Below are 13948 nucleotides of genomic sequence, written 5' to 3' on the forward strand. Positions count from 1 at the left end.
GCGCCGGACCGCGTCAACGGTCCGGTCATGGGCGGTTTCGATTTGGGTGGTCTGCGAGTGGCAACCAGAGCTGGGCACGCAAGCCGGTGCCGGGACGCGGACCGAGTTCGAGGCGAAGGTCGTAGAGCGCGGCGATGTCGCGCACGATCGCCAGACCCAGGCCGGCGCCGGGGCGCTGTTCGTCGAGCTGCACCCCGCGCCGCAGCGCATCGTCGAGGCGTTCGGCCGGAATGCCGGGACCGTCGTCGTCGATGGACAGCCGCAGCATATGCTCGCTGCGCTGGCAATGTAACTCCACGCGCCGGGCGGCCCATTTCGCGGCATTGTCGAGCAGATTGCCGACCAGCTCCTGGAGATCCTGGGCGTCGACGCGCACCTCGGCGTCGGCGTCGAATCGCGCATCTATCTCGATGCCGCGACCGCGATAGATGCCGCGCACCGCATCGAGCACCGGCTCGATCGCCGTGCGCACCGCGGTGCGCCGGCCGGCGGCGGCCTTGCCCGCGGCGCCGGCGCGGGTGAGATGGTGCTCCACCAAGGTTTCGATGCGCTGCAGATCGGCTTTGAGCGCCGCGCCGTCCGGGCTCGCGCGCTCGGCTTCCAGCCGCAGGTTGGCAAGGGGGGTCTTGAGGGCGTGGGCGAGATTGCCGGCCGAGGTGCGCGCCCGCTGGATCATGGCATCATGGTGATCGAGCACCTCGTTCATCGTCAGCGCGATCTGGGCGAGGTCGCTTGGTAGATCGGTATCGAGCCGTTGCGCGTGCCCGCTGCGCACGGTGCGCAGCGTCTGTGCCATGCGCCGTAACGGCGCGAGCCCCCAGTGGATCTGCAGTGCGAATCCTACGGCCAGCATCAGACCGAGCGCACCCAGAGCACCGATCAACAGACGGCGGAATGCGGCGGTTTCGAGCTCGACCTCGGCCATGGGGGCGGTGACAGTGAGCAGCAGCTCGTCGTCCAGTCCCGCCGTCTGCATCCTTAGCACGCAGGCGCGCAGGCGTTCACCGCGCGGGCCTTGCAAGCTCAATGTGCCGAAAGCCGCGTTGCCGGGGGTCGTGATCGGCAAGCTGCTGTCCCACAGCGAGCGCGACGTGGCGACGACCTCGCCGCGATAGGCCACCTGCCAGTACCAACCCGAGAACACCCGCGTAAAGCGCAGCTCGCCCAGCGCTGGATCGACACGGATGCGGCCGTCGGCGGCCAACCCGGTGCGCCCGGCGAGGGCTTCGACGTGCGCGCGCAGGCGTTCGTCGAAACTGGCGAGCGCCGAGCGTTCGAAAGCGTCGTTGATCAACCAGCCGGCGGCCGGTAGCAGCACTAGCAAGGCGAGGATCGCCGCCAGCGTCAATCGCAGGGTGGTCGAGGCTTTCACGCGTCACGCTGTGGGTCGCGCAGACGGAATCCCCGCCCGCGCACCGTCTCAATTAGATCTGTGCCGATGCGTTTGCGGATGCGGCTCAGCAGTACGTCGATCACGTTCGAGTCGGGATCGCGGTCTCGCTCGTAGAGATGTTCGACCAGCTCGGTGCGCGAGACGACGCGGTCGCGCGCATGGAACAGGTAGGCGATGAGCCGATACTCCTGGGCGGTCAGCGTCACCGGTTCGCCGTCGACCACCAGACGGCCGGCGTGGGTGTCGAGGCTGGCGCGACCGACCTGAATCACCGGATTCGCCTCGCCGCGGCTGCGCCGGATCAGCGCGCGCACGCGCAGCACGATCTCCAGCGGCTCGAACGGCTTGGTGACGTAATCGTCGGCACCGGCGGCAAAACCGGCGGCCTTGTCGGGCCAGCGTGCGCGCGCGGTCAGGATCAGGACCGGTACGCGCAGGTCATCGTCGCGCCAGTCGCGCAGCAGCGACAGGCCGTCGCGCATCGGCAAGCCCAGGTCGAGTACGACGGCGTCGTAGGCCTCGGTACGCACGAGGAAGTCGGCCTGGTCCCCAGCGTGTGCTAGATCGACGCGAAAGCCGGTGTCACGCAGCACCGCGGCGATGCCCTCGGCGAGGCGGCGATCGTCCTCCGCGACCAGGACCCTCATGGCGCGCGCGGCGTCGGAATCGCGCGTCCCTTGACCGCGATCAAGGCGCCGTCGCGGGCATCGAACTCGAACTCGATCTTCTGGCCCTCGGCGGTCAAAAGATCGACTTCATAGACCAGCAAGCCGTCGTCGTCTTCGAGTTCCACTTCCACGATGCGGCCGTCGTAGCGCTGCGTGATCCAATCGAAGATCGAGCGCATCGACACCAGCTCGTCGCGCGCCAGCGCCGATCGGAGCCGATCGTGGTCGCCGTCGCCGCCGGCGGCCAGCGGCAGCAGCAGGGCTCCAGCGCAAGTGGCGAGCAGCGGTGGGCGGGGCGAAGGGCGGATCATGTGATCGAGCATGCGGCAGCGGTGCATGAACGGATCGTGAACCCGACGTTCATGCTGGCGATGACTGCGCTCGGGACAATGGCGTCACCTTCACCCACACCGGAGTCCCGCCCATGTTGCCCATTCGACCGATGCTCCTGCTGAGCGCCACGACACTGCCCGCCGCTGCGCTGGCCGCCGTGGACTCACCCGCGGCCTACCAGAGATTCGGCGCCGCACTGGATGCCGCGGCGCAGCACGGCATACGCCGGATCGAGGAGGTCGAGATCGACCGCCGCGGCCGTGTTGAAGTCGAGGGAATCACCGCCGACGGGCGTGAACTGCATCTGCACTTCGACGCCGACGGCAGTCTGTTGCGCGAGCGCACCGAGCGCACCGAGCCTGCCGACGATGATGCAATCGACATCGACGCCATGCGCCGGGTGCTCGGCTGGCTGCAAGCGCAGCATCCGGGGACGCCCGAACAGCTCGCGGCGGACGATGGTCTGGTGGAGATCGAGCTGCGCGATGCGGATCGGCGCGAAGTCGAGATGACGGTCGATCCGCAGAGTCTGCGCGTGCTGGGCCTCGAAGCCGACGGCGATCTGCGCGACTTCATGCCGTGAGCCTTCCGCGCCCCTGCCCAGGCCGCCGGGGCGCTCATCCCCCCTGCGCAAGCCGGAACCTGCACGCGCCGGACCCTCTCCGGCCGCCTGGGTGTCCGTCACGTTGGCAGACTCAGCCGTACTTGACCAGCAGGTCGGACACGGCATGCACCTTGCGCAAGAGCCGCTCGTTGGCGCTTTCCGCACAGGCTTCGAACTCGTAGGCGCAGGCGACCGTGGCATAGAACGCGCGTTCCAGGGCCCTGCGCGCGGCCGCCATCTGTTGCAGTACCCGCTCGCAGCCTTCGTCACGGTCGATCATGGCCTGTATGCCGCGCAATTGTCCTTCGATGCGCTTGAGCCGGGCGATCAGGGCCTGCTTGGACTCGGCGGAGTGTTGCGGCGGGTGGGTTTCGGCAGTGGCTTTGGTCGGCACGACGCGCATCCTCATTCCGATTCCGATACAGGCGGGGGTATACTGATGTCCGTGACGCTCCCTGCGCAGGTCGCGGCAGGCCGCGGCAGAATATCACCTGTGGCGCGTGCAGCCACGTCAACCGAATCGATACCGAGCGATGACCGCAACTCCGTTCACCCCCGGTGCTGCCATCCTGGGCGGCTTGCTCATTGGCCTTGCCGTCGTCGTCCTGGCCGCGGGCACGGGCCGCGTCGCCGGCATCAGCGGTATCGCCGCGGGCGCCCTGGGGCCCAAGCCCGCCGAAGGCGGCCACTGGCGCTGGGCATTCCTGATCGGACTGGTCGTCGGGGGACTCGTTTACGCGGCCTTCGTTGGGCCGGTCCGTCCGCCATCGGGCGCGGCGGATGCGTGGCTGCCGGTCTTGATCGGCGCCGGTCTGGTCGGTTTCGGCACCCGCATGGGGAGCGGCTGCACGTCCGGGCACGGTATCTGCGGGCTGTCGCGCGGGTCGATGCGCTCGCTGGTCGCCACCGCAGTGTTCATGTCGACGGGCATCGCCACCGTGTTCGTCGCCAGGCACCTGCTGTGAGCACGCTCGAGTAGCGGGGCGTGGCTCGCGCTGCGCGCGTATGGATCCGCAATCGGAAATCGGAGGATTGTGTGATGCGCCGTGAAGATATCGTGGCCGCCGTCGCGGGCGTCTTGTTCGGTCTGGGACTTTCCATTGCGCAGATGACCGATCCCAACAAGGTGCTCAATTTTCTCGACCTCGCCGGTCAATGGGATCCGTCGCTGATCCTCGTTATGGGGGCCGCCCTGCTGGTAGTGATGCCGGCCTACCGTCTGCTGCAGCGCCAAGGGCGCTCGCTGCTCGGCGGTCCGCTGCACTTCCCCACGCGCACGGACCTCGACGCTCGTCTGATCGCGGGCGCCGCCATGTTTGGCATCGGCTGGGGTCTGAGCGGCTACTGTCCGGGGCCGGCGCTGACGTCGCTGGCCACGCTGAGCCTGTCGAGTCTGGCCATCGTCGCCGCCATGATCGCGGGCATGTGGCTGCACGATCTGAGTCTGGGGCGGCGCGCCGGCTGATCCTCGCCTGGCGCGATGCGATCGTCGCGCCGCGCAAATCTATGCATCGTCGGTCCAGACGCGCCACGAGGCGCGTCGGCGACGGCGTGCGCAGGCAAATCCACCAAGCCATCGGTTGATGCGCTGAGCTCTGCGTCGCGACGTCGGCCGCGGCATGCGCGCGGTGTGCATCGCAGCACTTGTCAAATACCCTGCGGGGCTTGGTATGATCGTTTGCGACTCGGGCCTGCGCACGGAGGAGAGATGACGCAGGAGAAGCAAGCGTTCGGACGCATCGAACTGGCGCCGGAGGGGCACTTGCAGCTTCCCTCGCCGGGGCGCCGTCGGGCGCTCAAGTGGTTGTTCGCCGGCGGCGCTGCGCTCGGCGGCACCGCGACGGCGCAGGCTTTGGATGTGCCCGTGTGGTCGAAAACCTTGGGCAAGCCGGTCGGCGCCGACCCCTACGGGCGTCCATCACCGTTCGAGGCCGATACGGTGCGTCGTATCTCGCCGGGGCTGACGACCACCGAACATTCTTCGGTGGCCTTCACGCCGCTGCAGAACCTGTTCGGGATCATCACCCCCAACGGGCTGCATTTCGAGCGCAATCACGCCGGCCGTCCCGACATCGACCCCCATCAGCATCGCCTGATGATCAACGGCCTGGTGCGCCAGCCCAAGATCTACAGCATGGATGATTTGCTGCGCCTGCCTTCGGTATCGCGCATTCATTTCATCGAGTGCGGCGCCAACACGGCGATGGAATGGGGCAATGTCGCAGTACCCACGGTGCAGTACACGCACGGCATGCTGTCATGCGCCGAGTGGACGGGCGTGTTGTTGTCGACGCTGCTCGACGACGTCGGCTTCGACCGCAAGCGCGCGCGCTTCATCCTCGCCGAAGGTGCCGATGGCGCCAGCCTGACCCGAACCGTTCCGATCGAGATGGCGCTCGACGACGTCCTCGTCGCCTACGGCCAAAACGGCGAGATGCTGCGCCCGGAACAAGGCTACCCCCTGCGTCTGGTGGTTCCCGGGGTGCAGGGCGTGTCCAGTGTCAAATGGCTGCGGCGCATCGAAGTTGGCGATCAACCCTGGCATACGCGCGAGGAGACCCTGCATTACAGCGATTTGATGCCCGACGGCATGAGCCGCCAGTTCACCTGGATCCAGGAATGCAAGTCGGTCATCACCTCACCGTCCGGCGGCCAACGCTTGCTCGACCGTGGTCGCTACCCGATCACCGGTTTGGCGTGGTCGGGGCGTGGACGGATCCGGCGCGTGGACGTCTCGGTCGATGGCGGGCGCAACTGGCGTATCGCCGAGTTACAAGAGCCCATCCTGCCCAAGGCCCTGACGCGATTCCGTCTGGACTGGCACTGGACCGGGGAACCCGCCCTACTGCAGAGCCGCGCCGTCGACGAAACCGGCTACGTCCAGCCCAAGATCCGCCAGCTTCGTGAAGTGCGGGGCACGCGTTCGATCTACCACAACAACGCGATCCAGACCTGGCAGGTGGATGCCCAGGGGCGGGTACACAATGTCCAGGTCTGATCTGGCGCGCGTGCTGTTTGCAATGCTCTGCTGTGCCGCCAGCGGGGCCGCATCCGCTGGGCAGCTCGGCCGCCCGGCGACCGTGGACGAGATCGCCGCATGGGACATCGACGTGCGTCCGGACGGTCAGGGGCTGCCGCGCGGGTCCGGCACCGTGGCCGAGGGGCAAGTGCTCTATGACGACAAATGTGCGAGCTGCCACGGCGTGTTCGGCGAGAGCACCGAATACATGGCGATCGCCGGCGGCGTCGGTTCGCTGGGTACGGACGCGCCGGTGCGCACCGTCGGTAGCAAACTCAACTACGCCACCACCCTGTGGGACTACGTCTACCGCGCCATGCCGTTTGCCGCGCCCAAGTCCCTTGGCGTGGACGAGACCTACGCGATCGTCGCCTACGTCCTGCATCTGAACGACATCCTGCCGGCCGACGCGCGCCTCGACCAGGACAGCTTGCCCAAGGTGCAGATGCCCAATCGCGACGGGTACACCACCGACCACGGCATGGCCACGGTCGACGGCAAACCCGACGTGCGCAACCGCGCGTGCATGAAGAACTGCGAGGCAGAAGTCGAAATCACCTCACGACTGCCCGATGGGTTCGTCGAACAGCTCTACGGCGACATCTCCACGCATTTCCGTCACTACGGCCGGCCGATCAAGGTCGCGGCGCCGGCCCCCGCCGAGGCGAGCGTGTCGGGGGCGGCGTTGGCGCGACAGTACGCGTGCACGGCCTGTCACGGCATCGAGCAGGCCATCGTCGGCCCGGGTTTTCGCGCGGTGTATGAAAAGTATCGAACGGCGGCCGCGGCCGAGGCCGAGCTGGTGCGCAAGCTCGCCGAGGGCACCGTGGGGGCCTGGGGAGCAGTGCCCATGCCGCCGCAGGCCCATGTGCCGCCGGCGGATCGCGAGGCGCTGGTGCGCTGGATCCTTTCTGGAGCCTCCGATGATGCGCCGGGGCACTGAGGGTTCACCGCCACGACCGGCAGACGATGCGGCATGGTCGTCGCGTCGCATGGGCGTCGCCCCAGCCATCGTCCAACCACACCGAGGAGTAGTCCACGCATGACATCGACCCGACGACACGTTCTCATTTCCGCCGGCCGCTTCTTCGCCGGCCTGTGTGCCGCGACCGTGCTGCAGCCCCTGACCGCGTTTGCGGCACGCAACGCCGCGGCATTTCGTGCGCCGTCGCCGGACGAGGCGCTGGCGGCACTGGGTGCGACCGGCGCGCAGCCCTCCGAGCTGATCGATCTGCAGACGCCGGAGATTGCCGAGAACGGCGCGGTGGTGCCGGTGGTCGTCGAGAGCCGCCTGCCCAACACCCGGGCGATCGCGATCATGGTGGAGAAGAACCCCAGCGTCCTGTCGGCGCGCTTCGAGATTCCCGAGGGTACCGATCCGCAGGTCGCCACTCGCGTCAAGGTGGCGGAAACCAGCGCGATCATCGCCTTGGTGCAGACCGACGAGGGCAGCTATCTGGCCCGCAAGACGGTGAAGGTCACGCTCGGCGGCTGTGGCGGCTGAGTCGGATATCTACACAGGAGCATCACGATGGCAGATCCGATGCGCATCCGCGCGACGCATGCGGCCGGCAAGGTCGATGTGAAGATTCTGATGGCTCATCCGATGGAGACCGGCCAGCGCAAGGGCGCAGACGGTACGACCGTCCCGGCGCACTACATCGAGAAGGTGGAAGTGCGCTGCGCCGATCGTGTCGTCCTCTCCGCGGACTGGGGGCCGGCGGTATCCAAGAACCCCTACCTGGCATTCCGTTTTTCCGGGGCGGCTCCGGGACAGACGCTGTCGGTCACCTGGGTCGACAACCTCGGTCAGACGCGCACCGACTCGGTGCCGATCAGCGGCTGATGCGCACACGCGCCGCATGGCTGGCCTTGGGCGTGCTCGCCTGTGGCGCGATGCTGCCGCGGCTCGCGTCGGCTGACGCGGTCCGCGCGCAGGTCGCGGTTCGCGTCGTCTATCAGTTCGACCTCGGTCTGGATCAAGCCCTGCGCGGTCTGCGCAGCATCGGCAACCACCTCGCGGCCGATCCGAAGGCGCGCATTACCGTGGTGGCGCTGGGGGCGGGGGTGGATTTCCTGCTGCAGGATGCGCAAACCCCCGGGGGTTATCCATTCGCGCTGATGGTGTCCGAGCTCCAAGACCGTGGCGTGCGCTTTGCCGCGTGCCGCAACACGCTCGAAAGCCGCCGCTTGGACGCGCGCGACATGATCGAGGGCATCGACATCGTGCCGTCGGGCGTGGCGGAAATCGCCCGCTTGCAAATCGAGGAGCAGCATGCGTACATCAAGCCCTGAGCCCGAACGCCGTCCGATCGCGCGCCTGCTGTGGGCGGTGGTCTCGCTGTTGATCTCGGCGGCGCCCAACGTGGGCAGCGCCGCGCAGCCGGAGCCGGAGCAGGACCCCATCGCCGAATACCGCGCGATGTTCGGCGACGACAACCCGGCAGTGTTCTGGGAGATGCGTGGCGAGGCGCTGTGGACGACCCCGCGCGGGCCGAAGAATCGGAGCCTGGAAGACTGCGACCTTGGCTTGGGCAAGGGCGTCGTGCGCGGAGCATACGCCCAATTGCCGCGCTATTTCGCGGACACGGGTCAGGTGCAGGATCTCGAATCGCGCTTGGTCACCTGCGTCGAGCGATTGCAGGGCATCGATCGAGCAACACTGCTCAAGGTGCGCTTCGGCAACGGCGAGGCGCATCGCTCGGACATGGAGGCGCTGGCCGCCTATGTGGCTGCGCAGTCCCGTGGCGCGACGCTGTCGGTGCCGCTGACGCACCCGCAAGAGAAGGCCGCCTACGCGCTCGGCGAACACATCTTCTACTACCGCGCCGGCCCGCACGATTTCGCCTGCGCCACCTGTCACGCGGCAGATGGCAAGCGTATCCGCCTGCAAAAACTCCCCAATCTGACCCGCGCGGACGATGCGCGCGCGGCCTACACCACTTGGCCTGCCTATCGGATCTCGCAGGGCGAGCTGCGTACGATGCAATGGCGACTGAACGACTGCTTCCGCCAGCAACGACTGCCGGATCTGATCTACGGCTCGGAAGTCTCCATCGCGCTGACGATGTTCCTGGCGAAGAAGGCCGAGGGCGGTGTCATCGATGCGCCGGGCTTGAAGCGCTGAGGCCCCGGATCATGAATGCCAAGACCCTGATCACCGCACTGGTCCTGTTCGGCATGGCGCCGACGCAGGGATCGGCCTCGGAGTTGCCGGAAGTGCTCAAGCGCAGTTTCGTCGCCAAGGGACAGGCCGGACTGGACCGACTCGAACAGGATCCGACGCAAAAGGCCTGTTCGCAGGCCGGGGCCGTGACCGGCGCCGCTGCAGCAGAGATCATTGCCGCCAACCAGGCGAGCATCCGCTACCCCAGCGACGGGCAATGGCTCGGCGACTGGCGAGCCGGCGAGGCGATCGCCCAGCGCGGCACCGGCAAGCAGTTCAGCGACGACCCTACCGAGCCCTCGGGCGGCAACTGCTACGCCTGCCACCAGCTCGCCCCTGACGAGATCGCCTACGGCACCATCGGGCCCAGCCTGAAGGCTTACGGCAAACTCCGCGGCCGTGGCGAGGCGGTACTGCGCTACACCTGGGGCAAGATCTACAACCCACAGGCGTACTTCCCCTGCAGCGGGATGCCGCGCTTCGGACATCAGCAGATCCTGACCGAGCAGCAGATTCGCGACGTGATGGCGCTGCTGTTCGACCCCGAGTCGCCGGTCAATCGGGATTCGTCGCCGTGAGTCTGAGCCGGCGCGAGTTCGTTCGGCTTCTGGCCGCTGCCGCCGCCGCGCGTTTCGCACTCGGGTCGAAGGCGGCGCTCGCCGATGCCGACGGCGAGCGCTTGTACGACATCCCGGTGTACGGCAATGTCGGCCTGCTGCATCTGACCGACACGCACGCCCAGCTCCTGCCCATCTACTACCGCGAACCGAGCGTCAATCTGGGCGTCCACGGCAGCCGCGGGCAGGTGCCCCACCTCGTCGGTGAGGCCTTGCTGAGGCATTTCGGCGTGCCGCCGCGCACGCGCCAAGCCCACGCCCTGACCAGCCTGGACTTCGAACAGGCCGCGCGCGTCTACGGCAAGGTCGGCGGGTATGCCCACCTGGCGACGCTGGTCAAGCGGCTGCGCGCGGCGCGCAAAGGCAGCCTGCTGGTCGACGGCGGGGATAGCTGGCAGGGTTCGGCCACGGCCTTGTGGACGCGCGCGCAGGACATGGTCGAGGCGCAGCTCGCGCTCGGCGTCGACGTGATGACCGGACATTGGGAGTTCACCTTGGGGGCGGAGCGCGTACTCGAGATCGTGGACGGTCCGTTCAAAGGGCGTATCGACTTCGTCGCGCAAAACGTCAAGACCGCCGATTTCGGCGATGATGTGTTCGCCCCGTACGCGCTGCGCGAGGTCAACGGCGTGGCGGTGGCGATCATCGGTCAGGCCTTCCCGTATACGCCGATCGCCAATCCACGGCACTTCGTGCCGGACTGGACCTTCGGCATCCGCGAGGACGAGCTGCAGCGGACGATCGACGCGGCGCGCAAGGCCGGCGCGCAACTGGTGGCCTTGCTGTCGCACAACGGCATGGACGTCGACCTCAAACTGGCCGCGCGGGTGCGCGGCCTGGACGTCATCCTCGGCGGACACACTCACGATGCCGTTCCGCAACCCGTCGTCGTGCGCAATGCCGGCGGCGTGACGCTGGTGACCAACGGCGGCAGCAGCGGCAAGTTCGTGGGCGTGCTGGATTGCGAGGTGCGCGGAGCGCGGCTGCACTCTTGGCGTTATCACCTGGTGCCGGTGTTCGCCAACCTGTTGCCGGCGGACAGCGCCATGCAGGCCCTCATCGACGGTCTGCGCGCGCCATTTCGCGAGCAGCTCGACGAGCCGCTGGCGGTCACCGAAACCACCCTCTACCGGCGCGGCAACTTCAACGGCAGCTTCGATCAGCTGATCCTCGACGCCTTGATGCGGCAACTGGATACGCCGATCGCGTTCTCGCCCGGTTTTCGCTGGGGTACGACGGTGCTGCCCGGCGAGACGATCACGATGGAGCGTCTGCTGGATCAGACCGCGATCACCTATCCGCAGGTCACGGTCAGCACCCTGACGGGGGAGCAGATCAAGGCCGTGCTCGAAGACGTGGCCGACAACCTGTTCAATCCCGATCCGTACTATCAACAAGGCGGTGACATGGTGCGCGTCGGTGGTCTCGGCTACGCCCTGGCACCGGAAGCCGAGATGGGCCATCGCATCCGCGATCTGAGGCTGGGCGCCGAGCCGCTGCGCGCCGACAAGACCTACCGCGTCGCCGGTTGGGCTTCCGTGGCGCCGAACGTCGAGGGTGAGCCGGTGTGGGCGGTGGTCGCCCGCGATCTGCGCGACCGCAAGTCGATCACTTCGCTCAAGCCCGAGCAGCCGCGCCTGATCGGCATGTCGAACAACCCCGGGCTGTCATGATCCGCTGGCGCGCGCGGTGGTGGGTTTGGGTCGGCATCGGCCTGCCTGCCGCATCGCCGGCGCTGGAGCTGATCAGCACCCAGGTGGGACCGCACAGCTACTACGTGCAGGGCGAGCTGGACGTCGCCTCCGCCGAGAACCGCGGCTTCAACGCCAATGCCGGCTTCGTCGTCACGCCGCAGGGCGTGGTGGTCTTCGATGCGCTGGGCACGCCGGCGCTGGGACAGGCGCTGGTCCGGGAAATCCGGCGGCGGACCTCGCTGCCCATCCGCTATCTGATCCTCAGTCACTATCACGCCGACCATGCCTATGGCGCGGAGGCGTTGCGCGCTGCCGGAGCACAGCTGTGGATGCACCGCGAGGCACGCCATTACCTCGATTCGCCGCGCGCCCGGGAACGTCTCGCGCAACGCCGTGGGCTCTTGCCCGAGGCCTTTGCGCCGGACTTCACCCTGCCGCTGCCGGACCGTTGGCTCGATGCCGACGAGCGCCTGGAGTTGGGCGGCGTGACGATCGATTTGCGCTACGTCGGACCGGCGCACGCGCCGGATGACTTGGTGATGCTGGTTCCCGAAGACGGTGTGCTGTTCAGCGGCGATCTGCTCTTCGTCGGCCGCATTCCCACCCTGGGGGAGGCCGGCAGTCGCGACTGGCTGCGTGCGCTCGAGCGCCTCGACGATGCGCACGTGCGCGTCTTCGTGCCCGGACACGGACCGGCCAGCACGGACTTTCGCGCCGCCATCGACGGGATGCGCACGTACCTGCTCGACCTGCGGGCACAGATGGCGGTGGCGGTGCAAGACATGCTGTCTTTCGAAGACGCGTATCGGCAGGCGGACTGGCGGCGATGGCGCGATCTGCCGGCTTTCGAGCAGGCGCATCGGGCGAATGCGTATACGGTGTTTCTGGAGTTGGAACGAGAAAGCCTGGCCGCTGCTTCGGGATGAGCGCGGTCGCGCTTCGGGTCCGCGAACAGAGTTAGATGCACGGAGCAACAGACGGCCCAAAGGCCGGGTGCGATCGGCAAGGAGAGACGAACGATGGGAAGCACAACGGCAATGAAGCAGGCGATTCGACTGCGGCAGGGAATCACCGCAGGCATGGTGCTGGGCATCCTGGGCGTCACGGCGCCGGTGCACGCGACCAACGGCTATTTCGCGCACGGATACTCCGTGTCGCAGCGGGCTCTCGGGGGTGCCGGCACGGCGCTGACCGAGGATGCCCTGATCGTCACCATCAACCCGGCGGGCTCGGCCTGGGTCGGCAATCGTTTCGATGCCTCGCTGAGCTTCTTCTCGCCACACCGCGATTACACCACCGGCCCGCGTGGCGCGGACGCCGCCAACAGCATCCTGCGCATCGAAGAAGGCCGCCTGTCCAGCGACAACGAGATGTTCTACATCCCGTCGTTCGCGTACACGCGCCGGCTCGACGATGTATCGACGGTCGGCATCGCCATGTACGGCAACGGCGGGCTCAACACCGAGTACCACGGCAATTCTGCGCACTTTGCCGAGGGGTTCGCCGTCGGTGCCGTGGGCGTGAATCTGATCGATCTGGAGACGCAGTGCGAGGGGACGTTCGGCGGCGGGGCGCCGTTGCCGGGTGAAACCGACACCGGCAATTTCTGCGGCGACCACGACCAGACCGCGAGCGTGAACCTGATCCAGCTGTTCATCGTGCCGCACTACGCGCGAAAGTTGGGCGAGCGCAGTTCGATCGGCATCGCGCCCGTGCTTGCCGGGCAGCGCTTTCGCGCCGATGGTCTGCGCGCCTTTGCGCAGTTTTCCAACGCGCCCGACCGGGTCAGCGGCAACGGTTATGACCTGTCCTACGGATATGGGGCGCGTATCGGCGTGCTGACCGGTCTGATCCCCGGGTTGGGACTCGGCGCGGCCTATCAGTCGCGCATACGCATGACCGAGTTCGACAAATATGCTGGCCTGTTCGCCGAGGAGGGGGACTTCGACATCCCCTCGACCTGGAACGTCGGTCTGTCCGTCCACGTGAATCCCGACGTGCGCTTCGCCGTCGATTATCAGCGCATCAACTTCAGCGAGATCCGCTCGGTGGGCAACCCCTTCGATCCCAACGACTTCGTCAACCAGTGCGCACGAGCGCGCCTGCTCGCCGGCTTGGGCTTCGGCGGCAGCACGGATCCGAGTCCTTCCTGCTTGGGTTCGGCGACCGGACCGGGCTTTGGCTGGCAGGACGTGTCGGTGCTCAAGTTCGGGGCACAGTATCGCTTCGCCGCGTTCAAGTTCCGCCTCGGTTACAGCAAGGCCGAGCAACCGATCCCGGCGAGCGAGGTCTTGTTCAACATTCTCGCGCCCGCGGTTCCCGAGGAGCATTTCGTAAGCTTCCCCGCCGCGGCGACAACTTGAAAGTAGAGCTTTCTGGCATCGTACAGCCAGGAGGTTCTGATGAAGAAGTCGCGTTTCACCGAAACCCAGATCGTTGCGATCCTGAAGCACG

17 protein-coding genes are annotated in these 13948 nt (G+C 67.2%); 13 read left to right on the top strand and 4 right to left on the bottom strand.

Annotation, left to right across the window (positions count from 1 at the left end; all coding sequences use genetic code 11):
* Positions 1–25: 25 nt before the first annotated feature.
* The 3 genes from ABSH63_RS11835 to ABSH63_RS11845 are packed head-to-tail and all read right to left on the bottom strand — an operon-like array spanning position 26 to position 2399.
* Positions 26–1372 carry a sensor histidine kinase gene (locus ABSH63_RS11835; protein ID WP_352890007.1) on the bottom strand — a complete coding sequence of 449 codons (1347 nt, stop codon included), beginning with the start codon at positions 1370–1372 and terminating at the stop codon, positions 26–28.
* The gene (locus ABSH63_RS11840) at positions 1369–2040 is read right to left on the bottom strand and encodes a response regulator transcription factor (protein ID WP_352890009.1); all 672 of its coding nucleotides are present in this window, start codon (positions 2038–2040) and stop codon (positions 1369–1371) included. Before ABSH63_RS11840 ends, ABSH63_RS11835 begins: the two co-directional genes overlap by 4 nt.
* Positions 2037–2399 (bottom strand): PepSY domain-containing protein, encoded by a 363-nt coding sequence (locus ABSH63_RS11845; protein ID WP_352890010.1) that lies wholly within the window; start codon positions 2397–2399, stop codon positions 2037–2039. Before ABSH63_RS11845 ends, ABSH63_RS11840 begins: the two co-directional genes overlap by 4 nt.
* 86 nt (positions 2400–2485) lie before the next feature.
* Between ABSH63_RS11845 and ABSH63_RS11850 the strand changes: the two genes are divergently transcribed.
* Entirely contained in the window at positions 2486–2977 is a 492-nt protein-coding gene (locus ABSH63_RS11850) for a hypothetical protein (protein ID WP_352890011.1), read from the top strand.
* Positions 2978–3089: 112 nt separating this feature from the next.
* On the opposite strand, the gene ABSH63_RS11855 is transcribed toward ABSH63_RS11850, so the two are convergent.
* A complete protein-coding gene (locus tag ABSH63_RS11855) occupies positions 3090–3407 on the bottom strand; it encodes a metal-sensing transcriptional repressor (RefSeq protein ID WP_352890013.1) in 318 nt (105 codons plus the stop codon).
* Positions 3408–3498: 91 nt separating this feature from the next.
* Between ABSH63_RS11855 and ABSH63_RS11860 the strand changes: the two genes are divergently transcribed.
* The 12 genes from ABSH63_RS11860 to ABSH63_RS11915 all read left to right on the top strand — a co-directional run bounded on the left by ABSH63_RS11860 (position 3499) and on the right by ABSH63_RS11915 (position 13857).
* Entirely contained in the window at positions 3499–3963 is a 465-nt protein-coding gene (locus ABSH63_RS11860; protein WP_352890014.1) for a YeeE/YedE family protein, read from the top strand.
* Positions 3964–4037: 74 nt separating this feature from the next.
* Positions 4038–4463 (top strand): DUF6691 family protein, encoded by a 426-nt coding sequence (locus ABSH63_RS11865; protein ID WP_352890015.1) that lies wholly within the window; start codon positions 4038–4040, stop codon positions 4461–4463.
* A 243-nt stretch (positions 4464–4706) separates the two neighbouring features.
* The gene (gene soxC, locus ABSH63_RS11870) at positions 4707–5996 is read left to right on the top strand and encodes a sulfite dehydrogenase (protein ID WP_352890017.1); all 1290 of its coding nucleotides are present in this window, start codon (positions 4707–4709) and stop codon (positions 5994–5996) included.
* Positions 5983–6960: a c-type cytochrome gene (locus ABSH63_RS11875; RefSeq protein ID WP_352890019.1), complete on the top strand. Its 978-nt coding sequence runs from the start codon at positions 5983–5985 to the stop codon at positions 6958–6960. The genes soxC and ABSH63_RS11875 overlap by 14 nt, the downstream gene beginning before the upstream one ends.
* 99 nt (positions 6961–7059) lie before the next feature.
* Positions 7060–7521, top strand: coding sequence for a thiosulfate oxidation carrier protein SoxY (gene soxY, locus ABSH63_RS11880; RefSeq protein WP_352890021.1), 462 nt, complete (start codon positions 7060–7062; stop codon positions 7519–7521).
* Positions 7522–7548: 27 nt separating this feature from the next.
* Positions 7549–7863: a thiosulfate oxidation carrier complex protein SoxZ gene (soxZ, locus tag ABSH63_RS11885; protein WP_352890023.1), complete on the top strand. Its 315-nt coding sequence runs from the start codon at positions 7549–7551 to the stop codon at positions 7861–7863.
* Positions 7864–7895: 32 nt separating this feature from the next.
* On the top strand, positions 7896–8312 hold the full coding sequence (locus ABSH63_RS11890; protein WP_352890040.1) for a DsrE family protein: 417 nt from the start codon (positions 7896–7898) through the stop codon (positions 8310–8312).
* Positions 8293–9144, top strand: coding sequence for a sulfur oxidation c-type cytochrome SoxA (gene soxA / locus ABSH63_RS11895; protein ID WP_352890025.1), 852 nt, complete (start codon positions 8293–8295; stop codon positions 9142–9144). Before ABSH63_RS11890 ends, soxA begins: the two co-directional genes overlap by 20 nt.
* Before the next feature lie 11 nt (positions 9145–9155).
* The gene (gene soxX / locus ABSH63_RS11900; protein ID WP_352890026.1) at positions 9156–9761 is read left to right on the top strand and encodes a sulfur oxidation c-type cytochrome SoxX; all 606 of its coding nucleotides are present in this window, start codon (positions 9156–9158) and stop codon (positions 9759–9761) included.
* A 2-nt stretch (positions 9762–9763) separates the two neighbouring features.
* The gene (soxB, locus tag ABSH63_RS11905; RefSeq protein ID WP_352890042.1) at positions 9764–11473 is read left to right on the top strand and encodes a thiosulfohydrolase SoxB; all 1710 of its coding nucleotides are present in this window, start codon (positions 9764–9766) and stop codon (positions 11471–11473) included.
* Entirely contained in the window at positions 11470–12420 is a 951-nt protein-coding gene (locus ABSH63_RS11910; RefSeq protein ID WP_352890028.1) for an MBL fold metallo-hydrolase, read from the top strand. The genes soxB and ABSH63_RS11910 overlap by 4 nt, the downstream gene beginning before the upstream one ends.
* Positions 12421–12513: 93 nt before the next feature.
* Positions 12514–13857 (top strand): OmpP1/FadL family transporter, encoded by a 1344-nt coding sequence (locus tag ABSH63_RS11915; RefSeq protein WP_352890030.1) that lies wholly within the window; start codon positions 12514–12516, stop codon positions 13855–13857.
* Positions 13858–13948: the final 91 nt, after the last annotated feature.

It is taken from the genome of Sinimarinibacterium thermocellulolyticum, assembly GCF_040327995.1.
GTDB lineage: Bacteria > Pseudomonadota > Gammaproteobacteria > Nevskiales > Nevskiaceae > Solimonas > Solimonas thermocellulolyticum.